Source organism: Pontibacter locisalis (assembly GCF_042684605.1).
GTDB lineage: Bacteria > Bacteroidota > Bacteroidia > Cytophagales > Hymenobacteraceae > Pontibacter > Pontibacter locisalis.
The window spans coordinates 1-24,614 of the sequence record NZ_JBHULU010000027.1 but is presented as its reverse complement, the minus strand read 5'-3'; the positions used below and the strand labels follow the sequence as shown (position 1 = coordinate 24,614).

General features: G+C 47.1%; 27 protein-coding genes. 13 read left to right on the top strand and 14 right to left on the bottom strand.

Translation table 11 applies throughout. The features are described 5' to 3' along the window. Position 1: 1 nt before the first annotated feature. Positions 2 to 571, bottom strand: coding sequence for a helix-turn-helix domain-containing protein (locus ACFSRY_RS18800; RefSeq protein WP_377511719.1), 570 nt, complete (start codon positions 569 to 571; stop codon positions 2 to 4). 599 nt (positions 572 to 1,170) lie between these two features. On the opposite strand from ACFSRY_RS18800, the gene ACFSRY_RS18795 reads away from it, so the two are divergent. The 3 genes from ACFSRY_RS18795 (at position 1,171) to ACFSRY_RS18785 (ending at position 3,954) form a co-directional block, all read left to right on the top strand. Continuing rightward, positions 1,171 to 1,998 carry a helix-turn-helix domain-containing protein gene (locus ACFSRY_RS18795; protein ID WP_377511716.1) on the top strand — a complete coding sequence of 276 codons (828 nt, stop codon included), beginning with the start codon at positions 1,171 to 1,173 and terminating at the stop codon, positions 1,996 to 1,998. Positions 1,999 to 2,059: 61 nt separating this feature from the next. Then, positions 2,060 to 2,593 carry a cupin domain-containing protein gene (locus ACFSRY_RS18790; RefSeq protein ID WP_377511713.1) on the top strand — a complete coding sequence of 178 codons (534 nt, stop codon included), beginning with the start codon at positions 2,060 to 2,062 and terminating at the stop codon, positions 2,591 to 2,593. A gap of 287 nt (positions 2,594 to 2,880) precedes the next feature. After that, positions 2,881 to 3,954, top strand: a complete 1,074-nt coding sequence (locus tag ACFSRY_RS18785) for a DUF5694 domain-containing protein (protein ID WP_377511710.1) — start codon at positions 2,881 to 2,883, stop codon at positions 3,952 to 3,954. 242 nt (positions 3,955 to 4,196) lie between these two features. On the opposite strand, the gene ACFSRY_RS18780 is transcribed toward ACFSRY_RS18785, so the two are convergent. Further along, complete coding sequence (locus tag ACFSRY_RS18780) at positions 4,197 to 4,598, bottom strand: hypothetical protein (protein WP_377511707.1); 402 nt, start codon at positions 4,596 to 4,598, stop codon at positions 4,197 to 4,199. Positions 4,599 to 4,713: 115 nt separating this feature from the next. Between ACFSRY_RS18780 and ACFSRY_RS18775 the strand changes: the two genes are divergently transcribed. After that, complete coding sequence (locus tag ACFSRY_RS18775; protein WP_377511704.1) at positions 4,714 to 4,953, top strand: hypothetical protein; 240 nt, start codon at positions 4,714 to 4,716, stop codon at positions 4,951 to 4,953. On the opposite strand, the gene ACFSRY_RS18770 is transcribed toward ACFSRY_RS18775, so the two are convergent. The 3 genes from ACFSRY_RS18770 to ACFSRY_RS18760 all read right to left on the bottom strand — a co-directional run bounded on the left by ACFSRY_RS18770 (position 4,950) and on the right by ACFSRY_RS18760 (position 7,111). After that, positions 4,950 to 5,297: a hypothetical protein gene (locus tag ACFSRY_RS18770; protein ID WP_377511700.1), complete on the bottom strand. Its 348-nt coding sequence runs from the start codon at positions 5,295 to 5,297 to the stop codon at positions 4,950 to 4,952. The genes ACFSRY_RS18775 and ACFSRY_RS18770 overlap by 4 nt on opposite strands. 191 nt (positions 5,298 to 5,488) lie before the next feature. Further along, positions 5,489 to 5,617: a hypothetical protein gene (locus ACFSRY_RS18765; RefSeq protein ID WP_377511697.1), complete on the bottom strand. Its 129-nt coding sequence runs from the start codon at positions 5,615 to 5,617 to the stop codon at positions 5,489 to 5,491. 807 nt (positions 5,618 to 6,424) lie between these two features. Beyond that, the gene (locus tag ACFSRY_RS18760) at positions 6,425 to 7,111 is read right to left on the bottom strand and encodes a hypothetical protein (protein WP_377511694.1); all 687 of its coding nucleotides are present in this window, start codon (positions 7,109 to 7,111) and stop codon (positions 6,425 to 6,427) included. Between the two features lie 513 nt (positions 7,112 to 7,624). Between ACFSRY_RS18760 and ACFSRY_RS18755 the strand changes: the two genes are divergently transcribed. The 3 genes from ACFSRY_RS18755 to ACFSRY_RS18745 all read left to right on the top strand — a co-directional run bounded on the left by ACFSRY_RS18755 (position 7,625) and on the right by ACFSRY_RS18745 (position 10,502). Next, entirely contained in the window at positions 7,625 to 8,203 is a 579-nt protein-coding gene (locus ACFSRY_RS18755) for an RNA polymerase sigma factor (RefSeq protein ID WP_377511691.1), read from the top strand. Positions 8,204 to 8,298: 95 nt separating this feature from the next. Continuing rightward, entirely contained in the window at positions 8,299 to 9,003 is a 705-nt protein-coding gene (locus ACFSRY_RS18750; RefSeq protein ID WP_377511688.1) for a hypothetical protein, read from the top strand. Between the two features lie 32 nt (positions 9,004 to 9,035). Further along, positions 9,036 to 10,502 carry a hypothetical protein gene (locus ACFSRY_RS18745; protein ID WP_377511685.1) on the top strand — a complete coding sequence of 489 codons (1,467 nt, stop codon included), beginning with the start codon at positions 9,036 to 9,038 and terminating at the stop codon, positions 10,500 to 10,502. A 295-nt stretch (positions 10,503 to 10,797) separates the two neighbouring features. On the opposite strand, the gene ACFSRY_RS18740 is transcribed toward ACFSRY_RS18745, so the two are convergent. The 4 genes from ACFSRY_RS18740 to ACFSRY_RS18725 all read right to left on the bottom strand — a co-directional run bounded on the left by ACFSRY_RS18740 (position 10,798) and on the right by ACFSRY_RS18725 (position 12,569). After that, complete coding sequence (locus ACFSRY_RS18740) at positions 10,798 to 10,929, bottom strand: hypothetical protein (protein WP_377511682.1); 132 nt, start codon at positions 10,927 to 10,929, stop codon at positions 10,798 to 10,800. A gap of 218 nt (positions 10,930 to 11,147) precedes the next feature. Further along, a complete protein-coding gene (locus tag ACFSRY_RS18735) occupies positions 11,148 to 11,984 on the bottom strand; it encodes a DUF6671 family protein (RefSeq protein WP_377511679.1) in 837 nt (278 codons plus the stop codon). After that, entirely contained in the window at positions 11,944 to 12,270 is a 327-nt protein-coding gene (locus ACFSRY_RS18730) for a hypothetical protein (RefSeq protein WP_377511676.1), read from the bottom strand. The genes ACFSRY_RS18735 and ACFSRY_RS18730 overlap by 41 nt, the downstream gene beginning before the upstream one ends. A 17-nt stretch (positions 12,271 to 12,287) precedes the next feature. Then, on the bottom strand, positions 12,288 to 12,569 hold the full coding sequence (locus tag ACFSRY_RS18725; RefSeq protein WP_377511673.1) for a hypothetical protein: 282 nt from the start codon (positions 12,567 to 12,569) through the stop codon (positions 12,288 to 12,290). Between the two features lie 138 nt (positions 12,570 to 12,707). Between ACFSRY_RS18725 and ACFSRY_RS18720 the strand changes: the two genes are divergently transcribed. Continuing rightward, a complete protein-coding gene (locus ACFSRY_RS18720) occupies positions 12,708 to 13,631 on the top strand; it encodes a LysR family transcriptional regulator (protein ID WP_377511670.1) in 924 nt (307 codons plus the stop codon). 94 nt (positions 13,632 to 13,725) lie between these two features. Here the strand turns inward: ACFSRY_RS18720 and ACFSRY_RS18715 are convergent, their stop codons facing one another. Together ACFSRY_RS18715 and ACFSRY_RS18710 are read right to left on the bottom strand one after the other, a co-directional pair. Continuing rightward, positions 13,726 to 14,691 carry a sodium-dependent bicarbonate transport family permease gene (locus ACFSRY_RS18715; protein ID WP_377511667.1) on the bottom strand — a complete coding sequence of 322 codons (966 nt, stop codon included), beginning with the start codon at positions 14,689 to 14,691 and terminating at the stop codon, positions 13,726 to 13,728. A gap of 108 nt (positions 14,692 to 14,799) precedes the next feature. Beyond that, positions 14,800 to 15,798, bottom strand: coding sequence for an L-threonylcarbamoyladenylate synthase (locus ACFSRY_RS18710; RefSeq protein ID WP_377511665.1), 999 nt, complete (start codon positions 15,796 to 15,798; stop codon positions 14,800 to 14,802). 389 nt (positions 15,799 to 16,187) lie between these two features. Here ACFSRY_RS18710 and ACFSRY_RS18705 point away from each other — a divergent pair, with 389 nt between their 5' ends. Together ACFSRY_RS18705 and ACFSRY_RS18700 are read left to right on the top strand one after the other, a co-directional pair. Next, positions 16,188 to 17,627 (top strand): NADP-dependent isocitrate dehydrogenase, encoded by a 1,440-nt coding sequence (locus ACFSRY_RS18705; RefSeq protein ID WP_377511662.1) that lies wholly within the window; start codon positions 16,188 to 16,190, stop codon positions 17,625 to 17,627. A gap of 138 nt (positions 17,628 to 17,765) precedes the next feature. Continuing rightward, the gene (locus tag ACFSRY_RS18700; protein ID WP_377511659.1) at positions 17,766 to 19,118 is read left to right on the top strand and encodes a dihydroorotase; all 1,353 of its coding nucleotides are present in this window, start codon (positions 17,766 to 17,768) and stop codon (positions 19,116 to 19,118) included. A 110-nt stretch (positions 19,119 to 19,228) separates the two neighbouring features. On the opposite strand, the gene ACFSRY_RS18695 is transcribed toward ACFSRY_RS18700, so the two are convergent. Further along, on the bottom strand, positions 19,229 to 19,426 hold the full coding sequence (locus ACFSRY_RS18695; RefSeq protein ID WP_377511656.1) for a hypothetical protein: 198 nt from the start codon (positions 19,424 to 19,426) through the stop codon (positions 19,229 to 19,231). A 653-nt stretch (positions 19,427 to 20,079) separates the two neighbouring features. On the opposite strand from ACFSRY_RS18695, the gene ACFSRY_RS18690 reads away from it, so the two are divergent. Next, positions 20,080 to 20,271 (top strand): hypothetical protein, encoded by a 192-nt coding sequence (locus ACFSRY_RS18690; RefSeq protein ID WP_377511653.1) that lies wholly within the window; start codon positions 20,080 to 20,082, stop codon positions 20,269 to 20,271. A 386-nt stretch (positions 20,272 to 20,657) separates the two neighbouring features. Here ACFSRY_RS18690 and ACFSRY_RS18685 read toward each other — a convergent pair whose 3' ends face one another. After that, positions 20,658 to 21,494, bottom strand: a complete 837-nt coding sequence (locus ACFSRY_RS18685; RefSeq protein WP_377511650.1) for a carbonic anhydrase — start codon at positions 21,492 to 21,494, stop codon at positions 20,658 to 20,660. Positions 21,495 to 22,444: 950 nt separating this feature from the next. On the opposite strand from ACFSRY_RS18685, the gene ACFSRY_RS18680 reads away from it, so the two are divergent. Together ACFSRY_RS18680 and ACFSRY_RS18675 are read left to right on the top strand one after the other, a co-directional pair. Then, positions 22,445 to 22,645, top strand: coding sequence for a hypothetical protein (locus ACFSRY_RS18680; protein WP_377511647.1), 201 nt, complete (start codon positions 22,445 to 22,447; stop codon positions 22,643 to 22,645). Positions 22,646 to 22,838: 193 nt separating this feature from the next. Continuing rightward, entirely contained in the window at positions 22,839 to 24,284 is a 1,446-nt protein-coding gene (locus tag ACFSRY_RS18675; RefSeq protein WP_377511644.1) for a hypothetical protein, read from the top strand. An 18-nt stretch (positions 24,285 to 24,302) separates the two neighbouring features. Here ACFSRY_RS18675 and ACFSRY_RS18670 read toward each other — a convergent pair. After that, a partial coding sequence (locus ACFSRY_RS18670; RefSeq protein ID WP_377511641.1) for a hypothetical protein occupies positions 24,303 to 24,614 on the bottom strand: 312 nt, incomplete at its 5' end.

The following is a 24,614-nucleotide window of genomic DNA, read 5'->3' as shown; positions in this document are numbered from 1 at the left end:
CTTATTGCAACCGATAGTCTGAGGGAGAGATACCTATCTGTGTTTTAAAAAAACTACTGAAATGAAACGGCTCAGGAAATCCTAACTCATAAGATATCTCTTTGATAGTTTTATGAGAGAATTTCAATTCTTTTCTAGCCTGAATGATTAACTGCTCCTGAATGATGGATTTTGCCGTAACTCCCAAAATAGTTTTAACTGCCTCATTTAAGTATTTAGGTGAAATGTTGAGGAGAGCAGCATAATATGATACTTTGTGCTCTTTGGTATATTGGCGGGATACATGGTCTTTGAACCTGCTTACAATATTCACTAATGTATTAGAGCCATCCAAGTGCAGTTTTAGGTTGCACTTACTGTCGCAGTACACTAGCAGGGTCTTGATGAGGGAGATAATGGCTGATTCCTTATTTGGGATAGCAGAGCCTGAGAATTCATCAATCATCTCAACAATGCTCTGAACACGTTCAATGATTCTGGGACTGAGAACAATGTTGGGAATTTGATTAAGGGCGTTAAATAAATCTACATTCTGAATAGTGAATTCTTTAAAATGGTGGTCCTTGATCAACTCTTTGGGAAAGGTGAGGATCTACCCTTTGGGTTCTGAAGAAAACTGGAGCGCATATGTACTGCCTGGGCAGAGGAAAAAGATAGAATTTGTATCAACATAGAAATTTTGTGGCCCCACAGATAATTTCTTTAGTCCTTGCTGGACTGATAAGAATGCATAGTGAGTATTGCTAAAATGTGCAGTATAGTCTCTACTGACTCTGTGAACCGCTACCATATTTGTTTAATAAGTATAAAATCACCTTTTCTACCTGAAATGAACTGCTGTGCAGGGTCATTCATCTTCTTTTAAGAGGCCATTACTCTAACAGTAAATATAAGTAAAAAGGTTAAAATTTAAACTAAGTGAGCATGGAGTATGGTCATTCTTTTAAATGACCATAGAACTGGTTTTTTTACCTATTAAGGAAGCTTAGTTGAAATTGTTCAGGTCACGGTTCAACCGGAATACCAAGGGAAGGTATCGGAGAAATATAATTAAGAAGACTCATCACGGATTCATCTCTAACAGTACGAAGCGTTGTAAGGATTATCTATAACATTATCTTTTAAGAAAGTTAAAATAAACCTATATTAGGTGACAGATAATGATTTGAGATGATAATTCATTTCTACAAGCCACATGATCAACTTAAGAGTATTGTCAGTAATCTGATGATCTACAATGCAGAGTTGGACCCAGAGCAGCCTCCGGTTATAAGCGTTCATCCTCCTGTTCCCGAACACTGCCTTTACTTTTACCCCCGCACGCCTTGCGTTAGCCACAGCCAGCAGACAGGGGAGAGGAAGGAACACCCGCATTGCCTTATCGTCGGTCCAGTTATTGAAAGGGTAAATCTCTCTATTGGGCACGATCATATTGTAATTCGCGTTGGATTTCACCCGGGAGGTCTTTATCGCCTACTGGGATTACCCACCCATGAACTTTTTAATCATCCTCTTGATGGCTATGACTTGTTTGGTCAGCAGATAAAAGAAGTTAATGAACAGCTGGCGCTTGCGCAGGATTATGAGACCATGAAGAACATTGTGGAGACCTTCCTACTCATAAAAGCCATGCAAGGGAAGGTAAAGGAGAAATTTGATGACTTGATGGCGGTACTAATGAGGCAGGAGGCTATCCTGCGCGTTGAAGAGGTTGCCGATGAAGCCTGTATGAGCTTTCGCCAGCTTGAACGCAAATTTAAGGAGCGACTGGGCATGCCCCCCAAGCTTTTTCTAAAGCTTATTCGTTTCTCCAAAGCGTACCGTATGCACGAATCTCAGCCTGCACTTCGATGGACTGACATCGCACACATCAATGGATATTTCGATCAGGCTCACCTCATCCGGGATTTCAGGCAGTTTACCGGTGTGGCCCCTCGCGCTATTGAAACGGAGCTGGCACAAACACCTTTGCGCCTTCAGGCACATTACCTCTTCTAATTTGTCGGGTTTGTACAAGTTTCCAGATGAGTAGATGCTGACCTTTGAGAAAAAAGCAATTATGTTAGTAGCAGAACAAAAGTTAGATCTAAGTCCTATTGGCATGGTTTTACATGTGGTGAAAACAGCCAAAGAAACCAAAGGTGCATCACTGGAAATGGAATGGGAACTCCTGCCCAAAGCAGATGGAACACCCCTCCACATTCATCCCAATGCCCAGGAATGCTATCATGTACTGGAAGGGCAGATGGAAATCAACGTTAACGGTAAATGGATGGTTCTGAAAAGTGGTGAGTCATTTACAGTGCCTGAAGGGGTTCCTCATACCTTCCGGAACCCTACCAATGAAATTGTCAGGGTATATAACACGCATACTCCTGCCCTTATGTTTGATCAGTATTTTGAAGGATTAGCGACTGTGGTAAACAAACTAGCTGCAGGAAAACAGGAAAGACTAAAAATGAACTTCAACGCCGCCAACCATCTGGCCATGCTGATGAAAAAATATAAGGCAGAGATAGTTTCTGTTAACCCGCCAGCTTTCATCATCAACCTGTTAAACATTATTGGTAAAATCAGGGGACTGCATGTGTAAGGTGATACCTATTCAGATTAGACTACTTCTGATTAAACTACCTTAAGGTTTAACTGACCGTTTCAACCTTCAACAAAGTATGACGGTAACTTTATAAAAATGTAAGCTGCTGCTAGCACTCCTTCCAATATTACCTACTTACTCAGGTGATGTTGAGTACTACAGGTGTCTTTACAAAGCAAATGTCATTCTTATTAAAGTTTTATATTAATGTATACTTAGATGTGGCTTTCCTTTTATAAAGTGACAAGCATCCATATACTTACAAACTACTAAATCAAAATACTATGAAAAAGTCGATACACATTCTTGCGGTACTACTTTTCTTCTTGTACACCTTTAAGGGCGAAGCTCAAATTGCCAATGCCGAAAAGACTAAAGTGTTGGTGTTAGGCAGCTATCACCTGAATCAAATCAAAGGATTTCAACCTGAAATGCTTGAGCAGGTTATTGAAAAATTAGACGGATATAATTTCGATGTAGTATGTATTGAAAATATGCCCGGAGAATTGCTCTATGACATCAGGTCCAGAAATGACAGCGCCTATCTGGAGGTTTTGAAACGCTTTGGGGGTTCCCGGTTGGAAGTGGCTGAAATAGCCCAAAAACAACTAATGATTGATCCCTCCACAGCTCAGGGGAGGATCAACAGGATACTGGAAAAAGATAAACTCACAGATGCTGATCATAAGGAGTTGATTGGCTATTTTTCTGCTCTTACAGAAGTGGCTTCAGCGGCTTTGCATTATCAATATCTAGTTCAAAAATCTTCTATTCTGGCGGATGAGGCAAACATTCATACGGATGTCTTAAGCAGCATCAGGAAAAATTTAACTAGTGCCAATGAAATTTATACCCTGGCTCTGAAAGTGGCGCAAAATCAGCAGCTGCACAAGCTCGAATATATTGACAATTTTCAGGATGAAGCCCTTTTACTGAAGCACTACCCTTCTTTTATGCAGGAATACAATGCAAACAAAGACAATTTCAAAGATGTGGGCAACAGTCCTGTTTTTATGAAAATAAATACGCTTGTAAAAACAGGGGTAGCTAAAAATGATTTGTCAGAGCTGTTTCTGTTCCTCAACAGTCAGGAGTATATGCAAGAGGACGTGCAGGCTCAGTGGCATATATGGCTAAAAACAAACTTCTCGTCAGGATCAGATAAGGCAAGGCTGGCCTTTTGGGAGATGCGTAACATGCAAATAGCAGCAAACATAGCAAAAGTGTCAGCCCTTTATCCAGGCAAACGCTTACTGGTCGTCATCGGGGCTTCGCACAAATCATTTATTGAAAAGTATTTAAGGCAAATGATAAATATTGAGCTTCTAGACTTTAAGCAAAGTTTAGCTTCCAAATAACTCCTTAATGTTAGTTGCCTGTACAGAGAAGACAGAGTGTTACAGCACCGGTTAGAAGGCCTGCCGGACAGGGAGAGGCGGGAGGAGAGAGTGAATCTAATCATTGCTCTTGTGGTAGTTATGGTTGCCGTAGGTATGTTCCTCTGCTCCCAACAAGGGAGCGAGTTGCTTGCAAAGTTGCTCAACTGGTAAAAGGCAGTGCTTTCTGCTGCTATGCGCCCTGCGTTGCGCGTGCGGCCTCCTTACCACAGCAGCCACTCCTCTGCCTCACTTGCGCCAAGAAAGTTCTCCATCCGCACCCTGTTATGGAGGACCGGCTGTGCCTCGAGCTGTATCCGCTCCGCCACAGTCTGCAGCAGCACGTCCTGCGGCACCAACACGGCAATCTTTTTCAGGGCCGTCTGCGCCAGCAGGGGTCCCAGTCCCCATAGCGTCCACTGCTGGTCGGACATGTCCGGGGTCGTGAAGCGGGAGGCGTCGTAGAGCCAATAGAGCGCCTGCCGCTCCTGGATGACCTTCTGCATGTGCAGCATGCCCTCCCGGTACATGGTGCTGTCCACGTGGGTGAGCCACCGGCTCCTGACCAGCCTTTTGTCAGGGTGGAGGGAGTAATGCAGGAAGTCCTTGTGCACGTGCGCTTTCATATTCCTAATATAGGCGTTATTCTACAAATAAAAGAATGCCGGCAGAAACATTCTGCCCTTACAATATTTGTCGTTTTAAACTGTTAGGTTTGCGGGCCTTAGAGGGCTTTCGATTATGAGTGAGTTAACAGATTTTTTGAATAAGTTGAGTGCCTGCAGCCTTATCGTCCTGACAGCGGCCAGCGAGGAGCGCCTCTACTGCCGCTTCTTCCTGAACGGCGTGTATATGGACGGGATGTTTGTTTCTGCCCCGGCCTTGGTGGCCCAACTCCGTCAGTTGCAGGGGGAGGGCGAGGAGATAGATAGCCGTGGGATTGTCCTGCTCAAACAACTCCATGGCGTCCCAGTATCTTAAAAAGCATCTACTGACCAATGCTGCTTTACAGTGATAACCTTGTGGAGTTGAATTACGCTACGGCGCAGAATGTGCTGTACGTGGAACCGCTGAACCGCTCGAGGCTTACTGCCCCGGAAGTCAAAGCCATTTTCACCTCCATGGTGGTCTGCGTCAGGGAGCATGGCATCAGGCGGCTGCTGGTAACCTTCGACAAGAGCGACATCACCATGTCCAGTGCCGAGTACTTGTCCGTGCTGGCGCAGCTGGCAGTGGGCCTCCTCCCTGCCTCCGTGGAGAAAATAGCCCGTGTGGCAACGGGTGACACCGCCCGGGAGGAAAGGCTGGATGCTATCTACAAGCACATAAGAACGGCTGTTGCATTGCCTTTGGAACTTCGCACTTTCCCCACTAGGGAGGAAGCCCTGCGCTGGCTAACGGCGTAACCAACCATTAAGTGTTTAGATGCCTTATATGGTGATGAACTGGCAGAGCAGCCGTTGTGCTTGTAGAGAGCCTGTAGGGCCGTCACTGCCGTCCTTTTGGGGTTCGGTGTTCACCAGTAGTTCTGAAAGCCGCAGCCCTGCCCGATACGGCGCACGAAGTTCTTTGCCTCTATCTCCCTGACTATCCCAAACTCCCTTGCCAGCACCACGTGCTTGAGCTGGGCCTTTACCGCTGCCATGTCCTTATAGGTGGCGAAGGAATAGAACCGGCACAGGCTGCTTAAGTCGAGGTGGTGAAGTGTTATGGCAGCAAGTGAGTCATTTTACTTTAACAGCAGACATGCTGAAAGAAAACAGATAGCAAATGCTTGCCACCAGCTATAGAGCATGAACATACTAAACGAATGATCAGGAAGCTGGACATGTAAAAGAAAGCTCCGGAAGATACAAAGAAACTGCCGTGGTGTCCGAATAGTTTCCGAATAGAAATAAAAAGGTCTTCAGCATTAACAGAAGGCACTTTGTTTAGACCAAAGGATAGAATATTCGACCTTATCCACAGGAATTTAGTGGCTTTGGAAAAGCACTTTCAGGTGGGGGATACGTTTTAAAATCCTTTGTCACAGCAATGACCGATCTCCTGCTAAGCATGAAGACTTTTATAATTGAGCCTTGCCTCATGCGTAGTGCTGCCGACAGGTAATGGGTGTCTTGCTACCGGCCAGCAGCAGCAGAAAACCGCACTGTTAGCAAGCGACTGCACCTGTATATTTTGTTAATTATTTAGTACCTGCAGGGGACTTTCGAAGAACAGGCAGTCCCTAAAAAACCAAGGCCATCAAAGGCAAGCGCTGACAAAGTACACAACGATGTTGATGGTGATCAGGAGGAAGAACAGCCAAAAGGAGGGGCCGTCCTCCTTGTAGCGGTCCCTGTAGGCTCTGTGGAACTCTGTGTGCATCACACCTCATTTTCTGATGCCCAGGTACCAAAAGTGCCCCGGCCTTACGGTCCGGAGCGCTCCTGTCTTACCTGTGGCTTGCTTGCTAGTCTATCTCAACCTCTGTGGCCAGGTCCAGGCCGTCGGCCACTATGTCGAAGATGCCGGCGTTCTGGGTTTCGCTGATGACGATCACCCCTTGCGTGTTCTTGGTCGCTGCCGATAGCTGTGCTGCCGTCACGCCCGCAAACCAGGCGGTGGGGTCGAATGTCACCTGCGCCACGGCGCTCTGCCCTTCTGTGAAGGTGATGGTGCCCTCGCGCTCCACCTCGAACGTCTCGGCCGAGTTGAACTCGAAGCGCACCGGGTGCTGCTGCCCCTGGGCGTCAGTGAAGGTGCCGTTGAGCACGACGGCCGGCTTGGTGCCCTCATCCTGCAGCTCGAGCTCTACCTCGATCTCCTCGTAGGTGCCCGGCTTGAAGCCGACGGCGCTGATGTCGGGGGAGGTGGCCCCGGTGGCGAAGTCGATGGTCACGTCCTGCTCCAGCTCAAACTCCACCTCCAGGGAGTCGGCTTCGTTCTCGCCCTCGAACTGCACCTGGCTCAGCACGATCGTGCCGGAGGTGAAGGCCAGGCTGCTGGTGGTGGCCAGCCTGCCGTTGAGCGGGGCGGCGGTGTTGACAGTGGCGAAGTTCAGCCCTACCTGGGCCGTTGGGGAGGCGTTGTCCTCTGAGTCGCAGGAAAATAAACCAAACGCCAGGGCGCCTACAAGTAACAAGGGTGAAGATTTCATAAAAGAGTTGTTTAAGATTGTTTGAGGGTAAGACCTTGCCCGGCTGCCAAACGTTGGAATGGTATCAGAAAAAAAACATCATGCATCCGCCTGCTCCCGGCAAAGGGAAAGCATAAGCGGGTAACAGGCAGAAGGTTGCGCCTCCCCGGCGGCATGAAAAAAATATTTCACAAAATCAGCTCAGGCCCGCACCTTTCTTTCCTGGAAAAGCCTATTTTTGGATGATTCTGATAAAGAGGCTGGCTAGCGGCATTGTTCCCTTTGGACGGATTTTATGCATACATTCCCCATACCCCCTGGAAGGAATGCTACTTAGAACTAAAAGCAGAATGGAGCAGCTTTGCTATGTCAGGCTATTTTGTATTATCCCATTAATAAACAGCCTTATCCCAAAACAGCAGGAGGCGTGGGGGAAATTCTTCGCTTTTTGCACGGCCCATTCCAACGTTTGGCCAGTCACGGCAATCTTAGGGTTGTTTTCGTGCCTGCTGGCTTTATAGTACTCCGTTAACCATGTTTGAGAAAGAACTCATCCAAAAATGCATCGCCCAGGAGCGCCAGGCGCAGGAAATGCTCTACAGGAAATACGCCGACAAGATGTACAATGTCTGCCTTGCCTATGCAAAGGATGAGGACGAGGCTTGCGACGTGCTGCAGGAGGGTTTCATAAAAGTGTTCCGCAGCCTTGCCTCCTATGAGTCTGCCGGCTCCTTTGAGGGGTGGGTCCGGAGGATCATGGTCAACACGGCGCTTGCCTCCTTTCAGAAGAGACAAAGGGAGAAGGAGCACCTGGACACCTACCACACTTTCCTGGACCCTGTGGCCGACAATGTTCTCGACAGCCTGCATGCCGAGGAGCTGATTGCCATGGTCAACGAGCTGCCGGCAAAGGCAGGCATGGTCTTGAAGCTCTTCGCCATCGAGGGGTACGACCACCGGGAAATAGCAGAGCTGATGGGCACTTCCGAGGGCACCTCGCGCTCTCAGCTAAACAGGGCCAGGTTCCTGCTCAGGGAGTCCATGACAAGGCGGGAGGGAAAAATGATTCCCTTCCCAGAGCGTGGAGGCGAGGGGAAAGTCGCAGAGGGGTAAACTGTGATAAGTAAAAAAATAAAATAAATTGTGGTTATCTTCCAACATTTACAGCCTTAGGGGAATCTATACATCAAAGGTAAGGGTGCATTCAAATGAAAAGAATAACATACTTCGTGCTTTTTCTTTCCTGTTTCCTTCTTTCCTGCGAGAAAGAAGAGGAGTTCAAAATACCTGTGGATGTCAGCTTTACGGTGGACATGCAACGGGAGAAGACCTCTGACAGCCGTATCCGCTTCACGGAGGGCCATGTTGTGCTCGCCTCCTTTGAGTTCGAGGGAGAAAGGGAACAGGCGGAGGAGGTGCGCTTCGAGAAGGAGTACGAGCAAGGGCTGCATGTGCCTTTTTCCCCAAACCAGGCGGTGGGTGAGCTGCGGTTCCAGGTCCCGCAGGGGAGCTACAGCCGCATTGCGGTGGCCATTGAAACCGCTGACGGCGATGAGGAGGATGGCGGTGGAAGAAGCGGCCTTGCCGTAAGAGGCGTGTACCGGACGAGCGGGGGCAAGGAGCTTCGTTTGCTCTTTGAGCTCCAATCCTCTGAGGAGATTGAGGTGGTGGCGGAAAGCCTGTCAGACGGCAGCCAGATCATCCTGAAAAGAGAGGCGCCGGCCACTGCCTCCATTCGGCTGGACCCGCACTACTGGTTCCAGGCCGTGCCTTACTCTCTTCTGGACAACGCGGAGACAGTTGACAGAAACGGCGTGGCCACCATTCTCATCAGCGAGGAGGTGAACGAGCAGATCTATGAGATCATAGTAAGCCGGATCGGCAAAGGAGCCGAGGCAGTGTTCACTTACTAAGGCACAATTTTAAATATCAGGCAGTCCAGGCAATGGAGGAAAAAGACGACAAGCTAAGAGAGAAGGTAAAGACCAGCTTTGGCCAGATGGACAGGAAGGCCCCTGACCTTTTGTGGAGAAGCCTTTCCGCCTCTTTGGATGAAGCTGCATCCACCCGTGCCGGGAACACCCCGGGTGAGCTGAGCCTGTACCAAAAGATAAGGGAGAGCTTCTCGGCTCAGGGCAAGAAGGCACCCTCCCACGTCTGGCAGTCCATCAACAGGCAGCTCAACATCGACCTTGTCTGGACAAGGATCGACAGGGAGCTTGACGGAGCGGGCAGCGTAGAAAGACATTGGTGGCGGTGGGCAGCGGCGGCATCCGTGCTCCTGCTGCTGGCCGGGTTCGCAGGCGCCTACTTTGTAGAGTGGGAAAAGGCCGTTACCCTGCCAGGTAGAAAAGCAGAGACCGCAGTGGCCGCAACCAAAACTCCTGTGGCAGGCGAGCACGTTACAGGCTTTGGTATAGAGAATGGCCACCCGAATGCGCCACACACCAACGACGAGCAGCAAAAGCTCCCACAACCAAGCATTGGGGAGAGCCTTGCAGGACACCAGGCAAAACGCCAGGAGGAAGGCATGATGCGCAGTAAGGTCCGGGAGGTTATTCCAGCACCTGCCCCTAGAATATTTGACAACACGGGGTTGTCGGATACAGGTATTGCATCTTCTTTTGCCGAGGAGGGCGGGGAGACTTCCACAGGCGGCTTAGGAGAGCATGAGTTTGCCCCACTGCTGGAGACAAGGCAGGCAGCGCTAAGGCCGATCACCGGACTGAATCCTGTGGCCTTCGACTCAGTGGAGTACAGGCACATGGCCCAAGTCGAAAGCGATGCTGCGGCCAAAGGCCCACGGAAAAGGCTGATGCTTGCCAGGGTCAGCCTTGGGCTGGCTGTTTCCTACAACAGCAGCTGGCTCCTCAACAATGAGACCCAGCGAAGCTTCGACAAAGGCAGTCTCATCTCCACCAGCCCGACGTTCAAGGAAAGTGCGGGCCTAACGCTCGGCTACCACCTGGGCCACAGAAGCTTTGCCTCCGCAGAGCTCCACATGGCAAAGGCCGGGCAGGAGTACAAAACCTTCAGGGGCGGCAGCTACACCAAAAGGGGGCTGGAGCTGACCTACTACAAAGGGTATGTTCAGTACCAGCACAGGTTCCTCCCCGACAGGAAGTCCCTGCTCTCCAACATCACCCTCAGGGCCGGCCTCTTTGCAGGGCTTCTGCATGAGAGGCGTGGCGAGCTGCGGGACACGGAAAGCAGCTACAGCCAGTATGACTACGGCGTGCGCGGGGCCTTGGGCCAGGAGAGGCGGGTTGGGGGCCTGACCATCGGCTACGGGGTCAGCGTGGAGAGAGGCCTCAAGAACATCTTCCTGGGCAGTGAGAGCATGCCCGGCAGGTTTAACCGGACCTACACCCTGAACGCGGGACCTTACCTGAGCGTAAGGCTTGGCCGTTAACAACAAAGAAGCCTAAAGGAAGTCTCCTGCCACTGTCATTCCCGCAGGCTCTTGGAAAAGGTAGGTCTTGAGTTACTGCTATATAGAAATAGCGCTATCTTTCTATGGAGAACTCCCGTAAAAGGAACCGAAACTACATTTCAGCTATGGTGGAAGACATTCTAAGGCGCCCCTGGCGGGAGGTCCCGCCCCGGAACGGGGGAGAAGACAGCATTGTCTCGTCCTAAAATAAGTTTACAGGTTTAGGTATTAGTCCTGTTAAAAGGTTACAATTTTTCTTAGTCCTGCTATTGCTTTACAATGGTACGTTTTTTGTGTAATAGTTCTTCCACACTTTTTCTGTTTGCTGATTGTGCTCATGCAGCTGTGCCGGCATCCTGTTGCCAATGCTCATGTGCGGACGCTGTTGGTTGTAGAGCTCTACCACCTGGCTGATACCTGCATTTGGACAATCCTGCAGGTTTGCTGAAGTTATTATGACTATCTGAATTATGTTTACCTACGGAATATAGCAGAAACCAATGGATAAAACGAAAATACTATAAGAACTAAAAGAGGCTATCTGCAAATAATCGCTGATAGCCTCTAGTTACCATTTGCTTATATCTCACCTTAAACAAACGATTTTGTATTGGCTGTGGGATGTTAAGGATTACATAGGTTGCAATACATTGGATCTTCAGCCAGCTTGTTATGAGGATATTTTTCTTCCTTCGTGAAACTGCACCTCTGGCACTTATAGGTATAACTTAGAGTGGATTGCGTCGGAAAACTACACCATTCACAGGGTAGGCCCGGCTTGGCTTCAGTTACACTAAAACCCGGAGCACCACAGGAAGCACATTTGCTGTTTATTTTTTCTACCAGCTTCAGGGCAGCTTTCTCGATCACCCTCATACGGCTGGGGTTATACATGGCCCTCATATCCGTCTCAACATAGGCAGTCTTATACTTTTTCAGAAGCTGACAAAAGGCTGTTGTTAACTGATCCCAGTCTGCAATTCCTTTTACTATGTCAGCATTGCTGTTCTGCTGTCCCCGCAGAATCAAGCCATGCGTTGGAAATAAAGCCTGTTCTGCAAAACTTACTAGTTGCTCTTCAGAACTTACTTCCTCGCCTCCAAAATTTGTTTCTGTACTTAACTCTCTGGCCAGGATTTCAAGGTTATTCTTCTTGTCAATGAGGACCAGTATCTCCTCATCGGCATACTGAAAAAAATAAGTAGGATGCGGGCCAAAGGAGCCTTCGCTGGCAACAGCAAGATCACAATCATATAGCTCCATGGCCTGCAGGCACTTAGAACGTACAGTTGTTATGGGGTCTGCCAAGCGCTCTGTTTCTCCTGTAAAAGTACCGAGCGTATCAGTGTCAAAATCTTCGGTTACAACACACTCAACTTCCAGTGCCTCCTGCAGGAGAGGAGCAAGCACGTTTTCTTTCTTATGCTTCGTTGCTATAAGCAACTTCCTTCCCTTGAACATGATCTACTGCATAGGACTCTCCTTCTATAGCTATGTTAAGTACAGACTCAACCTCTACATCAGAGTTGCTTTCAACTGCTTCCTGGATAAGGCTAACAATCTGCGCTCTTATTTCCATAAGCTCCTTGATTCTTGCATCAGATCCCGCGTCGGGCATTTCGTATTTGACCTGTGACTTCAGGTTCTTTATCTTGTGAAAATTTATTTTGATGTCCACCAGTTTCAGGAGCACTTCATTCGCTTCAGATGGGGTATACTTGCCTGAAATAAGATTTAGGATTTTCATAAAGGTTATCTTTAAATTTAAGAAATTGAGAATACACGAATAAGGTTCAGGATACCAACTATCATCAGCGCCTTGAAGCATTCAACCATTAGCACATTATGATTTTTTACTGCAATCAATAAGCCACAAAGAACCAGCACTACCCCCAGTACACTAGCGTAGAGGTATAGCGTTTTCAGACATAGACCAAAAAACTGGCTCTTCTGCTTGGCTGTAGATGGGATTTGCTTTGGCCTTTGTACTTGGAGGCTCTCTTTTTCCGGCGCCGCTGCGCTTCTTTCAGCTGTAGTTGTTAACATAAGATGTATCTGGTTTGAATTCCATGTTACAGGTGCTTTTGATACTTACCTGCCTATGAACTTTTGCTGCTTCAAAATTCCGCATTTGCTTCTATAAATAAAAATATATACTTTTAATGTAAATCATAAGCAATATTTATGAATTACACACTTCACCAATTACAGGTATTTCAAAAGATCACTCAGACGCTCAGTATAACCAAAGCCGCCGAAGAGCTGCATTTAACGCAGCCAGCTGTGTCCATTCAGCTCAGAAACTTACAGGACCAGTTCGACATCCCCCTGACGGAGGTGGTGGGCCGAAGGATTTTCATAACCGACTTTGGAAAGGAAATAGCCACCGCAGCCGAAAAAATTCTTAATGAGGTACATGCCATCAACTACAAAACGCTGGCCTATAAAGGGCAGCTGATCGGTCGGTTAAAGATCACGGTGGTGTCTACTGGTAAGTATGTAATGCCTTACTTTTTGTCTGACTTCCTGAAGCAACACCCCGGGGTGGAGCTGGTGCTGGATGTCACAAATAAGTCCATGGTGATCGAAAGTTTGAAGCGTAATGAAGTGGACTTTTCGCTTGTTTCGGTTTTACCGGAAAACATGCAGGTAGAGAACACTGAGCTTATGACAAACAAGCTATTTCTGGTAGGCAGCAGAGAGCACCAGTACACGGGAAAGCTTCATGATAACAGCATATTGGAAGAAGTACCGCTAATCTACCGTGAAGCCGGTTCAGGCACACGCTACGTGATGGAGAACTTTATTAAACAGCATAACATGCGTGTAAGCAAAAAAATGGAGCTTACATCCAACGAAGCTGTAAAGCAGGCTGTAATTGCAGGACTTGGCTACTCCATCATGCCCCTGATTGGCATCAAAAATGAATTATACAATGGCGACCTACAGATAATCCCGATCAAAGGCTTCCCCATTCAGTCAACCTGGAACCTTATTTGGCTAAAGCAAAAAAGCTTTTCTCCTGTCGCAACAGCCTATCTGGAGTACCTGCAAAAAGAAAAGAGCAAAACGATAAAAGACTGGTTTGGCTGGTTGGATATGTTTTAACTATGGCGCAAATGACACTGCCTCCATTTCTTAAACATACTGTTTTTTCTTTCAACTGCGACACATCTTTACAGTTAATGAGTCGCCTATTTGCTTATAAGTAAGGGCCTATAATGGACAGGTACACCGGCATACCAAGCGTGATGTTGAACGGAAAGGTTACGGCAAGCGCCATGGGCAGGTAGATTCCCGGATTTGCTCTTGGCACTGCTATTTTCATGGCTGCCGGCACTGCTATATAGGAAGCACTTGAAGCCAGCACGGCAAATATAAATCTGTTTCCGATGTCCTCTGTTACAAGACCGCTAAGCACCGCCACTAAGCACCCATTTATAAAAGGGATGGCGACAGCAAAGACTGCTGTAAACCAGCCGCTCTTAAAAAAATCACTTAGTTTCCTGCCACTCACGATGCCCATGTCAAGCAGGAAGATGGCCAGAAACCCTTTAAATATGTCCGTGGTGAAGGGTTTTATACCTTGTGCCTGCTGATCGTTGGCAAGCAGGCCAATCAGCAGGCTTCCCAGGATCAACATTACACTACCATTGGTAAACGAATGCGTAAGTATTTTCCCGATCTTTGGCGAGTTCTCCTGGTCTTCACAGTAAAATCGAATCAGTATTACTCCAACTATGATAGCTGGAGCTTCCATTAGCGCCATAACCGCCACCATATGCCCGCTGTAGTCCAAATTCTGAACCTCCAGAAATGACACGGCCGTTACGAACGTCACAGCGCTTACCGAGCCGTAAGCAGCTGCAATAGCTCCGGAATTTTCTATGCTAAGTTTCTTTTTGAGAATATAGAAACTGTACAAGGGAATGAGCAGCGAGATAAGAATCCCGAATAAAATTGCCCAGATGATTTCTATCGTAAAGCTACTGTGTGCCAGCTCCTGTCCACCTTTGAAGCCAATCGAAAAGAGCAGGTACAGTGAAATAAACTTTGAGGAGGAAGGAGGAATTTCCAGATCGCTCTTAAACCTGACAGCCAAAACACCAAGTGCAAAAAATAGCAGAGCCGGACTTGTCAGATTATCGATTAAAAGGTTGAGGTTCATGAAAGAGATTTCAATGTTAGGTGTCTCTATGAAGACTTTTTTTGTAGTAGGTTAACACAGCGCTGTGATTCTCTGATCACCCTGCTACAACTGGAACTGTTATAGTTTTTATGAATTTGATGCTTCAACTTTAGGAGCGCTTCCCGTTGTTTTACCGGCAGCTTTTTTCAATCGCTCATTTATAGTCAATCCCAATCCATGCTCCGGTAGTTTCTCCGCAATGATGTGGCTGAGATTTAGCCTATCTAAGTAGTGCAGGGAATCATAAAGTTTGCTGGCAGCTTCCTGCATGTTGCCTGCAGCTGACAGCACAACCTGGTGTTCAGCAGGCACTCCTTCAATCATTCTTTGAAATGAGATGACACCAGTTTTTGTCAGATCATACTCCTGCAGCAGCTCATTTATCTGATCTGTGAAGTACAGTGGCGTTCTGGGTGAATAATGGAACGGGAGCATCCCCGGCCCCTCCGGCTGCTTACTAGATTTCTGGTTTATTAACACCTGCCCCGCCACCTCCTTAATCTCTTCCGGCGTGATGGCACCCAAGCGATAAACCACAGGAACACCCTCTTCGAAGCCTACGATAGTAGACTCAAGCCCCTGCTCACATGGCCCACCATCCAATATATAGGGTATCTTGTACCCTATCTGCTGCTGCACATGCTCGGCCTTGGTGGGACTGATGTAGCAGAAAGGGTTCGCGCTTGGTGCAGCCAATGGGAAGTCCAGCAGCTGTAAAAGGTTGAGTGTCAGTGGGTGGTCAGGCATGCGTACAGCCACACGTGGTAGCGAGGCCGTGATAAGGTCAGGCACAATGTCTTTCTTAGGCAGCAGCAGGGTTAAAGGGCCTGGCCAAAATGCTTCAATCAGCCGCTGTGCTACATCCGGCACTTCCATTACATACTTGCTTAGGTCGCTCTTGGACCCAATGTGAATGATCAGCGGGTTGTAGTGTGGTCTGCCTTTGGTGAAGAAGATCTGCTCTACGGCTTGTTCGTCTAATGCATTGGCTGCGAGTCCATAAACTGTCTCTGTTGGTATGGCTACTAATTTCCCGCCAGCTAAAAGCCGACTTGCTCTCTTATAACTCTTGCCAGTTACAGCCATCTGTTGATTTAACTTAACGATTTTAACTATGAATAATGTGCTGCAAAATTAATTCTCTGATACATAAATTTTTATTTATAATATTAATAAGAAACATAAATATTGCTTATAAATCAGATTCAGTTCTATTTAAGAGGAACTGAATCAAGAAGTTTAAGGTAGATGAACCTTCTCCGTTGCTTTAGTAATGCCTTGCGTTCAGGTTGATTATAAAATCAAATACAACTGGCGTTAAGTGAATCCATAAATTTTATTTATGATTTACATATAAACTATATATTTTTATTTATTTATCTAATGCAGCACTTTTGTACATCAAATAAAGACTTATGTTAGAGCAGACACAAACTAAAAGCAATGAAGGCTGCCAAAAATCAGCGGCCAAACCTGTGGCAAGAAGAATTACGGTTGCAAAAGGAGATGGTATAGGCCCGGAAATTATGGGGGCCACCCTAATGATTTTGGCGGCTGCAGGGGCTCAGCTTGATATTGATGAAATTGAAGTAGGAGAAAAGGTGTACCTGGCTGGGAACACTTCCGGCATTTCACTAAATTCCTGGAATTCCATCAGAAGCAATAAGATATTTTTAAAAGCTCCCATCACCACTCCGCAGGGCGGCGGTTACAAAAGCCTAAATGTGACAATGCGAAAAATGCTGGGCCTCTACGCCAATGTACGTCCCTGCACAAGCCTGCACCCCTTTGTAAAGACCAAGCACCCGGAAATGGATGTGGTTATCATCAGGGAGAATGAAGAAGATTTGTATGCAGGCATCGAGCACCAGCAGACTGACGAGGTGGTTCAGTGCCTGAAGCTCATCAGCCGTCCTGGCTGTGAAAAAATTGTGCGGTATGCTTTTGAATATGCGCGCCAATACAAGCGCAGGAAAGTAAGCTGCTTCACAAAAGACAACATCATGAAGCAAACAGACGGTCTCTTCCACCAGGTTTTCAAAGAAGTTGCCACAGAATACCCTGATATTGAGAATGAACATTGGATTGTAGACATCGGAGCCGCAAGACTTGCCGATACACCCGAAGTGTTTGATGTCATCGTCATGCCAAATCTATATGGCGACATACTCTCCGATGTGGCAGCACAAATTACCGGCTCAGTGGGTTTAGCCGGCTCAGCCAACATAGGGGAGGGCTGTGCAATGTTTGAAGCCATTCATGGCTCTGCCCCACTCATCGCGGGCCAGAACCTGGCTAACCCCTCCGGGCTGCTTCAGGGAGCCATTATGATGCTTAACCATATCGGGCAGGCTGACATTGCGCAAAAAGTGCAAAATGCCTGGCTGAAAACCATTGAGGAGGGTATTCATACGGCAGATATATACAAAGAAGGGGTAAGTAAGCAAAAAGTAGGCACCCGGGAATTTGCACAGGCCGTTATTGACAACCTCGGACAGCAGCCTGACTCTCTAAAGTCGGTTGCCTACGTAGAAGGCTCCTCCTTTAAGCTCCCTAAGTACCAGCGGAAAGCCGCTGCTAAAAAGGACCTGTTAGGAGTTGATGTGTTTGTTCAGTGGGACGGCAACAGCGCAGAGGAAATGGGTGAGTTAATGCAACAGCTCGATACTGCTGAGGTGAAGCTCAGCATGATCACCAACAGGGGCATAAAAGTATGGCCGGAGGGATTCGAAGAAACTTTCTGTACCGACCACTGGCGCTGCCGTTATCTGCATGTGGAGGGCAAATCCATAAGCAAGCAGCAAATCCTGGATATTTTAGCCCGGGCCATGGAAAAGAACATTGATACAATCAAAACAGAGAATCTCTACGCCTTTGATCATAGAGTTGCCTTCTCTCTCGGTCAAGGACAGTAACTTTTTTCTAAAACTAGCTCTAAAGCGAAACAGATTCGCTTTTCATTAATGTGAGAAAAGAGCCACATAGAACCCATGCATTGCGGCATAGGTAACCTGTAGGCAGGCTAGCAAATGAAGTAATGGCTTAAAAAGAAGATGAAGACAATAATCCGGAGTGCCACCATAGTAAATGAGGGTAAAACCTTTGTTGCTGATGTTCTTATATCAAAGGGAAGAATAGAAAGAATCTCCTCTGAAATCACTACCAACAAAGAAGGTAACTATCAGGAAGTAAAGGCTGAGGGTTTGTACCTTTTTCCTGGCGTGATAGATGACCAGGTCCATTTCAGGGACCCGGGCCTGACGTACAAAGCAGATATTTGTTCAGAATCAAAAGCGGCTGCTGCAGGAGGCATCACCTCTTTTATGGATATGCCCAACACCATTCCGAATACGCTGACGCAGGAGTTGCTTGAAGAAAAGTACAGTTTAGCATCCCGGAAGTCTCTTACTAACTATTCTTTTTTTATGGGGATTGGAAAGGATAATTTAGAAGAGGTTTTAAAAACAGACACAGAAAATGTCTGTGGAATCACTGATGATGGTCTTTACTTTCATAATGATAAAGGGATATTGGCCAATTATCCCGACTTTTTAGAAAAGCTGTTTTCACGTACAAGCACCTTAGTTGCCCTGCATTGTGAGGATGATAACATCATCAAAAAGAATACAGAAATATTCCGAAAAAAATATGGCGACGATATTCCTTTTGATTGTCACCCATTGATAAGGAGTGAGGAAGCCTGTGTGAAGGCAACAGAAAGGGTGTTGCAAATTGCACGTAAACATAATAATCGCCTTCACCTTTTCCATATTTCCACTCTGGCAGAAGCTAACCTTTTGGACAACAAACCAGTGGTCAAAGAGAAGCGCATAACAGCTGAAGCATGTGTCCACCATCTTTGGTTCTCAGACAAGGACTATGAAAATTTAGGGGCGAAGCTCAAATGGAATCCTTCCATCAAAAGCGAAACGGATGCTAATGGCTTGTTACAAGCTCTTTTAGATAATAAGTTAGACATTATAGCTACTGATCATGCTCCGCATACTAATGAAGAGAAGTCCGGTAACTACTTTCAGGCTAGCTCCGGGGGACCTTTGGTACAGCATGCCTTAGTGGCTATGCTGGAACTGTGTCATCAGGGAAAAATCAGCCTAGAGAAAATAGTAGAAAAAATGAGCCACAATGTGGCTGAAGCATATCGAATAAAAGAAAGAGGCTACATCCGGGAAGGGTACTTCGCCGATTTGGTTTTGGTCGAAATCAACAGACCATGGAAGGTAAGTCCGCAGAACCTGCTGTATAAATGCAACTGGTCTCCCTTTTCAGGACAAGCCTTTAAAAGCAGCGTCATCAGCACATGGGTAAATGGAAATTTAGTGTATGCAAATGGTGAAGTTGCCAGCGAGGCTAAAGGCAATAGGTTAAAGTTCGAAAAGATAAGGTAAGCATAAATATTTGTTACGGGTATTGGTACTGCACCACCTTTCACTTTCCTGTTTTTCTTAACCTTTACAATAGTACCGCACACCTCATACATTTCCTTCTCTACCTGTTCTTAAGTGAGTTCATTTTTACCGGTATAACCTGATATGAATTTAGAACCTATGTACTCATGGTTTACCCATAGCAAAGCTTCATTCATCTTCTTACCAAGTACCATCGCAATATAAACGTTGTTAAACCCGAAATGATCTTTCTGGGAAATGGCGTCTTCCCACTTTAGCAGAACGTCGTACTGCAGGCCGTCTGCCAATAAAAGCTCATTTGCCGAGGAAGGGGCTAATGCTTATAGTAGCTTCACTTCCTTAGAAGAAGCAAGTGCTTCAATCAACTGTCCTTGCAGCACAACAGCTAAAGAGCTCTTTCCAAGGAACTCTAAAAATTTCTTCTCTTAAGCTGAGTCTGCATCTAAAGATATGTTGGTTAAGAAATAATGGTTATGTCTTTGACTGGTGGATATGTTTTTACTCTTCCTTTACATTTGCAACTGCCAGGTTAGAGGCAAGAGTGAGGATAAGGGGTAAAATCATAGCTTTAAAATCAGGCAATCGAACAGGCATCTATAGTTGCGATAGGCCATTCATCAGTAGCCGGGAAAAGCCCCTGCTGCATAGCTTTTGTTTCCAAGGGATTGAATTATCGAACCTTATCCACAAGGATTTAGAAGCCTTAGGCAGCTTTCTGCAGGCAGGGGAGGGGTAGTATCATGTAGGCTAATGTTTTTGCATAAGATGTGTTCTTAGAAAACGAAAGGCCCTTAACCACCTTTTGTTGTACGTCTACGATTAGGTTACAGAATGGGATAACGCACCGGCAAACTTCCTGAGTGTTGAGGACTGGAAAGGATCATCAGCACACAAGCACAAGTGCCAGATCATCTATGACAGGCCACTTCCTGCCTAGATTGTGTCCGACAACAGCGAGACATTGGATCTGAAGGAGCAAAAGTGGATGAAGGAGAACCATGCGGAGGTTCTGCTGGTGGATGAGCTGTACCAGGTGCACCGAGCTTCTTTAAATAATTTCAACCATTTGCAGTTGATGACTTACGCAACTACGATCGCTTTATTTCCATGCACCGGGGTACATCTGCTTTGAGGGCATCAATGCAATATTATCTATAGGCGAGTCAAAAGAGGCGCACCTGAACGAATTCCCCACTACTTTCCCGGCACTGACCGGGGCCAAAGTTCTTCAAACCAAGAGCAAAAACACCTTTCTTGAGTATATTGACACGTACTTTTAACATCACAGATGTTAAACCCTGGTGGATGTTGGAGGGCATTCCAGCATAAAAGGAGCCTGAAGTAGCATCCTGTGGCGCCTAATCATGTGCTCTGGCTGATGCATCGCCAGAGCACAGACAAATGTAGCAAGTTCAGTTATACGCTTTAGAGGCGGACACAACCAACTTAGGAGCATAGGGGACGTTTGCCTAATCCGTGGCGGCTTACACTCTCCTGCACCCTCCTCATCAGGGAGAATTACTCTTCTGTCTTCAGCACCCTTCTGTTGTTGAGAGGCTGCACAGGCCGCGCGTTATTGGCATACAAGGCAGAGAATTTAGCTATTTGTTCCTCTGATGCCTGTATGGGCTCTCTGAAGACAATCCAGTCCACGCCCACTGTACAGGGGGGCGTAGTCAGGGAGCCGATATAGGTATAGTGCATCTGGGATGGCGGGATGTAATCAGACAGCGTCAGCTGCACTTCTGTCTGCACCTCCTCCTCCTTTTGAACCGGTATCTGCGTGAACACCTTCTCCAGGAATGGATTGGCAGTATTTGCTTCTTCTATGAAAACTGCCAGCACAGCCAAGTTGCTTGTTCCCTCCTCCTGGTGCACGAGGTGCATCTCCAGCGGGTGCCGCTCGCCGTTGATGGTGTGCTCAGAAGGGTAGTGGAAGTGAAACTGCTTAAACTGATACCGCTTGCCCTCTACCGTGATGAAGCTTCTCTCTGTGCCGTATACCTGCACCGTGTGCCCGTTGTCCACAATCTTCATGGGGAAGGGCTCGTACTCATACCGAATGTCCGCGAGCTCCGCCTCAATCACCTCCTGCGTGTTGATGTTAACGGGTGACTGCACGCTGGCCCTGCACTCGGTGCCGGAGATTTGCTCCCAGTTGGTGTTCTCATAATCCCACTCTATTGTCTTGGCCGACCCGGCATCGGCTTCCACTGCGGCCGGCTCATCTGACACTGCCTCTGTCTCGGTTTCACCGCCGCAGGCAGACAGGCCTGTGGCTAACATCAGGAAGAGGCATAACCTGTTCCTTTTCTTCTTGTAGAGGGACGGGGTATCCGTTTTGCTTCTTTTCATATATTGCGATATAGCATATTTATGTTCTGGTGATTGTACTATTTTAGGGGTTGAAATGTTTTGGGGCAGGCAAAGGAGCAGTTCCTGCAGAAGCAGTATCCCGGACTTGGGTTACCAGACACTTTATTGTGAAATCAGCAGGACTAAATGGCCGGCATACAACAGCAGGAGGATAGCGCCTTCCTGCTGTTGTATCAATTTATATAGAAGTAAAGTTATGTAAAGCAAACAGCTTTTAGTGTGGCTTTCTTCCAAGAGCACTTAACTAATTTAAAAAAGCGATTCCCGGCACTTCGCATCTTGTGCATGGTTAGATGCTGACTTGATTGCCATTACCCGATATTCTTTATACTCTGCTTCAATTCAACCTGGTATACGTGATGACTCCTAATAGCATATGAAGCAGTTGCCGCTCAACAATCCATTTTTTTTAGAGCTTCAAACCTGTTTTGCCGAGTGGCTGTTGGTCTTGGGCTGCTCGGGGAGCAGCCTAAAGGGCCTTCCACTGCATTTACAAGAATTCCCACACTTTTTAGAGCAGCTAGGGGTGCACAGTGTGCAGAAAATACAAAAGGAATAAGCAAGCCTTTCTGCTACTGCGCAAAAGTCCTTAGTATTAGTGACTCAAAAAGTACTAAAAGAAAGTCTCAAGAGATAACAAGTAGCTGTTGCGGTGTCAGAATAGTGTCCGAAGTGAAATAAAAAAGGCCTTCAGCGTTAACTGAAGGCCTTCCGTGTAGCCCGTAGGATGGAATTATCGAACCTTTTTCACAGGGATTTAGATGCCTTAGGCAGCTTTCTACAGATAGGGGAGGAGTAGCTTATTTTTCCATGTATGGCTGCCAATTGACGATGAGCATCTTCTCCTCCTCAAGCAGCAGATAGCAGAAGTGGTAGGTGTTGCCGCTCCTGGCGCGGTAGAGGTGGGTGAAGTGGCGGAAGTCGAAGCCGTGAAGCTCAAGTGCCTTTCGCCTTACGGTCGTCTTCCCCAACGGGCTCGCCTGCTTCAACAGGTGCCTGTTCCTGCGCAGGGTGGCGTTCACCTGGCGCATCAGCTGCTCGCCCTCATCTTTGAGCTTACGCCTGTTGCCAGCCGCTGCCCGACACTGGTCGGAGCAGAACTTCTTGTCTTACCTTCCCGCCATGGCTGAGCCACATTGTCCGCATTCCCTGTTGTCTTTCTCCATGTTTTGCTTTATTAGCGTGCATATCCGGGTATAAAATTTATGTTACTTCGGATAGGGTACCAGAAGCCTGTACTCCGTAGCGCCAGTAAATTGCCTTTATGACTTTTTTGTATAAATATGTTGTTGTAGGCCTAGAAACGATACAGGAGGAAAGCTCATGAACAGGATGAAAGCTTGTACTACTTTTCAAATAGGCGTTGCTGTTGCATTATGCCTTAGCCTGCTTGCAATGTCTGCTTCTGCACAGGATATGGAACGGGGCAAGCTGCTAGAGCAAATCGAGGCAATGTCGGATTTAGCGCAAAGCTACTCCCTATATTTACCATCCAGTTATACCCCTTCTAAACAGTGGCCTATTATCTATGTGTTTGACCCTGCTGCCCGAGGAGCTTTGGCTGCGGCGCACTTTAGATACGCTGCAGAAAAGTATGGCTATATCATAGCTGCGTCTAACAACTCGAGAAACGGAGACTGGAGTTTTGTGATAGACGCGATGAACGCCATGACCGAGGACACGCAGAAACGGTTTGCCCTGGATGAGCAGCGGAGGTACAGCAGTGGTTTCTCGGGGGGAGCGCGGGCTGCGGTTTACATGGCACTGAAGACAGGGGAAATTGCCGGTGTAATAGGTTGTGGAGCTGGCTTCCCACAGACGATAGGGGGACCTGCCTATCCTAATTTTGACCATGTCGGAATAGTAGGCAACCAAGACGCTAATTATTATGAGCTTAATTTGGTTTATGAGGAGCTGAGTAAAATGCCTCACAACGAACTGCTCATCACCTTTAATGGGGGGCATGTGTGGCCGGATAGCATGTTGATCGAGCAGGGAGTAGCCTGGTTAGAGCTGCAGGCGATGCGGCGGGGGCTTACACCTGTGGACCAGGAGCTCATCTCTGCCTACAAACAGTCTGAAATGAAGAGGATTGAGGATGCGAAAAACCCTGCCCAGCAGTATTTCCTTGTAAAGCAGCTTTACAACTCTTTAAACGGACTTACATACGTTTCCGCCCTGCAGCAAGAGATGCTACGTCTCGAGAAAAGCGAGGAACTAGCCCTGGCTTTGAAAACAAGGGAGAAAATAAGGACTCTGGAAGAGCAGTTTTGGAAGCAGTATGGTAGTGCCCTTGCAAGTATATCTTCTACAAATACTGCTTCTGGTTCGGTTCCTGTAAACAGTCTGTATACTTCCGAGAAATGGTGGGCAAAGGAACTAAAGAAGGTTAAGGAAATGGCCCTGCAGTTGGATGAGAAGGAGGGAAGCCTGCTTTACGACAGGATTAAAAGCTATATCTGGATTACAGCGGTGGAAAGCTTTGAACGTGCCTGGCAAGCAGAGGAATTTGATCAGGCTGCAAATTACCTGCAGGTGCTCAGCGTGGTGAAGCCTGAGAGCCCCGAGCCGTTCTTTTATCTAGCCAAAGTGAACAGCAAGCAGCGAAGGTACAAACTTGCTATGCAAAATTTAGAAGAGGCTGTGCAAAGGGGGATGTCCCGGTATGAACTTGTCACGGAGGATGCCCTTTTTGAGCCGCTGAAGAAGAGAAAAGGGTTCAATGAGCTAGTCGTTCAGATGAAAGAAAAAAGAGAAGAAAGTAACTGATGTCCTTGTTCTCTATTTCTAGTGATGGTCTTCTGATTTGCTGTTGTAGTTGGTTACTTTTCTGTTACTCTGTAGCCCGGAGGATAGACTTATCGAACTCATATCTTTACCAAGATCTATTAGAGTACAATTCGTACTTAAAAAGCCTGCTGCCGGAAGGTAACTGGAATCGAACGACATACACCTGGTGATATGGCGATGAAAAGGGACATCCTTCCGGTAGTGCTTCTTCCCAAAAGGCTGAACAGTACTTACAGGTATCTCCCCCGTGTCGAGGTAACCTTGGATAAGATGATGAGTGAAGTTAGGGGAAGAGCTACTGGTTTTGTA

Excerpts from the sequence above, each read along its gene's own strand:
- ACFSRY_RS18795 (WP_377511716.1), top strand. The coding sequence starts at position 1,171 with ATGATAATTCATTTCTACAAGCCACATGATCAACTTAAGAGTATTGTC.
- ACFSRY_RS18790 (WP_377511713.1), top strand. The coding sequence starts at position 2,060 with ATGTTAGTAGCAGAACAAAAGTTAGATCTAAGTCCTATTGGCATGGTT.
- ACFSRY_RS18785 (WP_377511710.1), top strand. The coding sequence starts at position 2,881 with ATGAAAAAGTCGATACACATTCTTGCGGTACTACTTTTCTTCTTGTAC.
- ACFSRY_RS18780 (WP_377511707.1), bottom strand. The coding sequence starts at position 4,598 with ATGAAAGCGCACGTGCACAAGGACTTCCTGCATTACTCCCTCCACCCT.
- ACFSRY_RS18775 (WP_377511704.1), top strand. The coding sequence starts at position 4,714 with ATGAGTGAGTTAACAGATTTTTTGAATAAGTTGAGTGCCTGCAGCCTT.
- ACFSRY_RS18765 (WP_377511697.1), bottom strand. The coding sequence starts at position 5,617 with ATGGCAGCGGTAAAGGCCCAGCTCAAGCACGTGGTGCTGGCAAGGGAG.
- ACFSRY_RS18760 (WP_377511694.1), bottom strand. The coding sequence starts at position 7,111 with ATGAAATCTTCACCCTTGTTACTTGTAGGCGCCCTGGCGTTTGGTTTA.
- ACFSRY_RS18755 (WP_377511691.1), top strand. The coding sequence starts at position 7,625 with ATGTTTGAGAAAGAACTCATCCAAAAATGCATCGCCCAGGAGCGCCAG.
- ACFSRY_RS18750 (WP_377511688.1), top strand. The coding sequence starts at position 8,299 with ATGAAAAGAATAACATACTTCGTGCTTTTTCTTTCCTGTTTCCTTCTT.
- ACFSRY_RS18745 (WP_377511685.1), top strand. The coding sequence starts at position 9,036 with ATGGAGGAAAAAGACGACAAGCTAAGAGAGAAGGTAAAGACCAGCTTT.
- ACFSRY_RS18735 (WP_377511679.1), bottom strand. The coding sequence starts at position 11,984 with ATGTTCAAGGGAAGGAAGTTGCTTATAGCAACGAAGCATAAGAAAGAA.
- ACFSRY_RS18730 (WP_377511676.1), bottom strand. The coding sequence starts at position 12,270 with ATGAAAATCCTAAATCTTATTTCAGGCAAGTATACCCCATCTGAAGCG.
- ACFSRY_RS18725 (WP_377511673.1), bottom strand. The coding sequence starts at position 12,569 with ATGTTAACAACTACAGCTGAAAGAAGCGCAGCGGCGCCGGAAAAAGAG.
- ACFSRY_RS18720 (WP_377511670.1), top strand. The coding sequence starts at position 12,708 with ATGAATTACACACTTCACCAATTACAGGTATTTCAAAAGATCACTCAG.
- ACFSRY_RS18715 (WP_377511667.1), bottom strand. The coding sequence starts at position 14,691 with ATGAACCTCAACCTTTTAATCGATAATCTGACAAGTCCGGCTCTGCTA.
- ACFSRY_RS18710 (WP_377511665.1), bottom strand. The coding sequence starts at position 15,798 with ATGGCTGTAACTGGCAAGAGTTATAAGAGAGCAAGTCGGCTTTTAGCT.
- ACFSRY_RS18700 (WP_377511659.1), top strand. The coding sequence starts at position 17,766 with ATGAAGACAATAATCCGGAGTGCCACCATAGTAAATGAGGGTAAAACC.
- ACFSRY_RS18685 (WP_377511650.1), bottom strand. The coding sequence starts at position 21,494 with ATGAAAAGAAGCAAAACGGATACCCCGTCCCTCTACAAGAAGAAAAGG.
- ACFSRY_RS18675 (WP_377511644.1), top strand. The coding sequence starts at position 22,839 with ATGAACAGGATGAAAGCTTGTACTACTTTTCAAATAGGCGTTGCTGTT.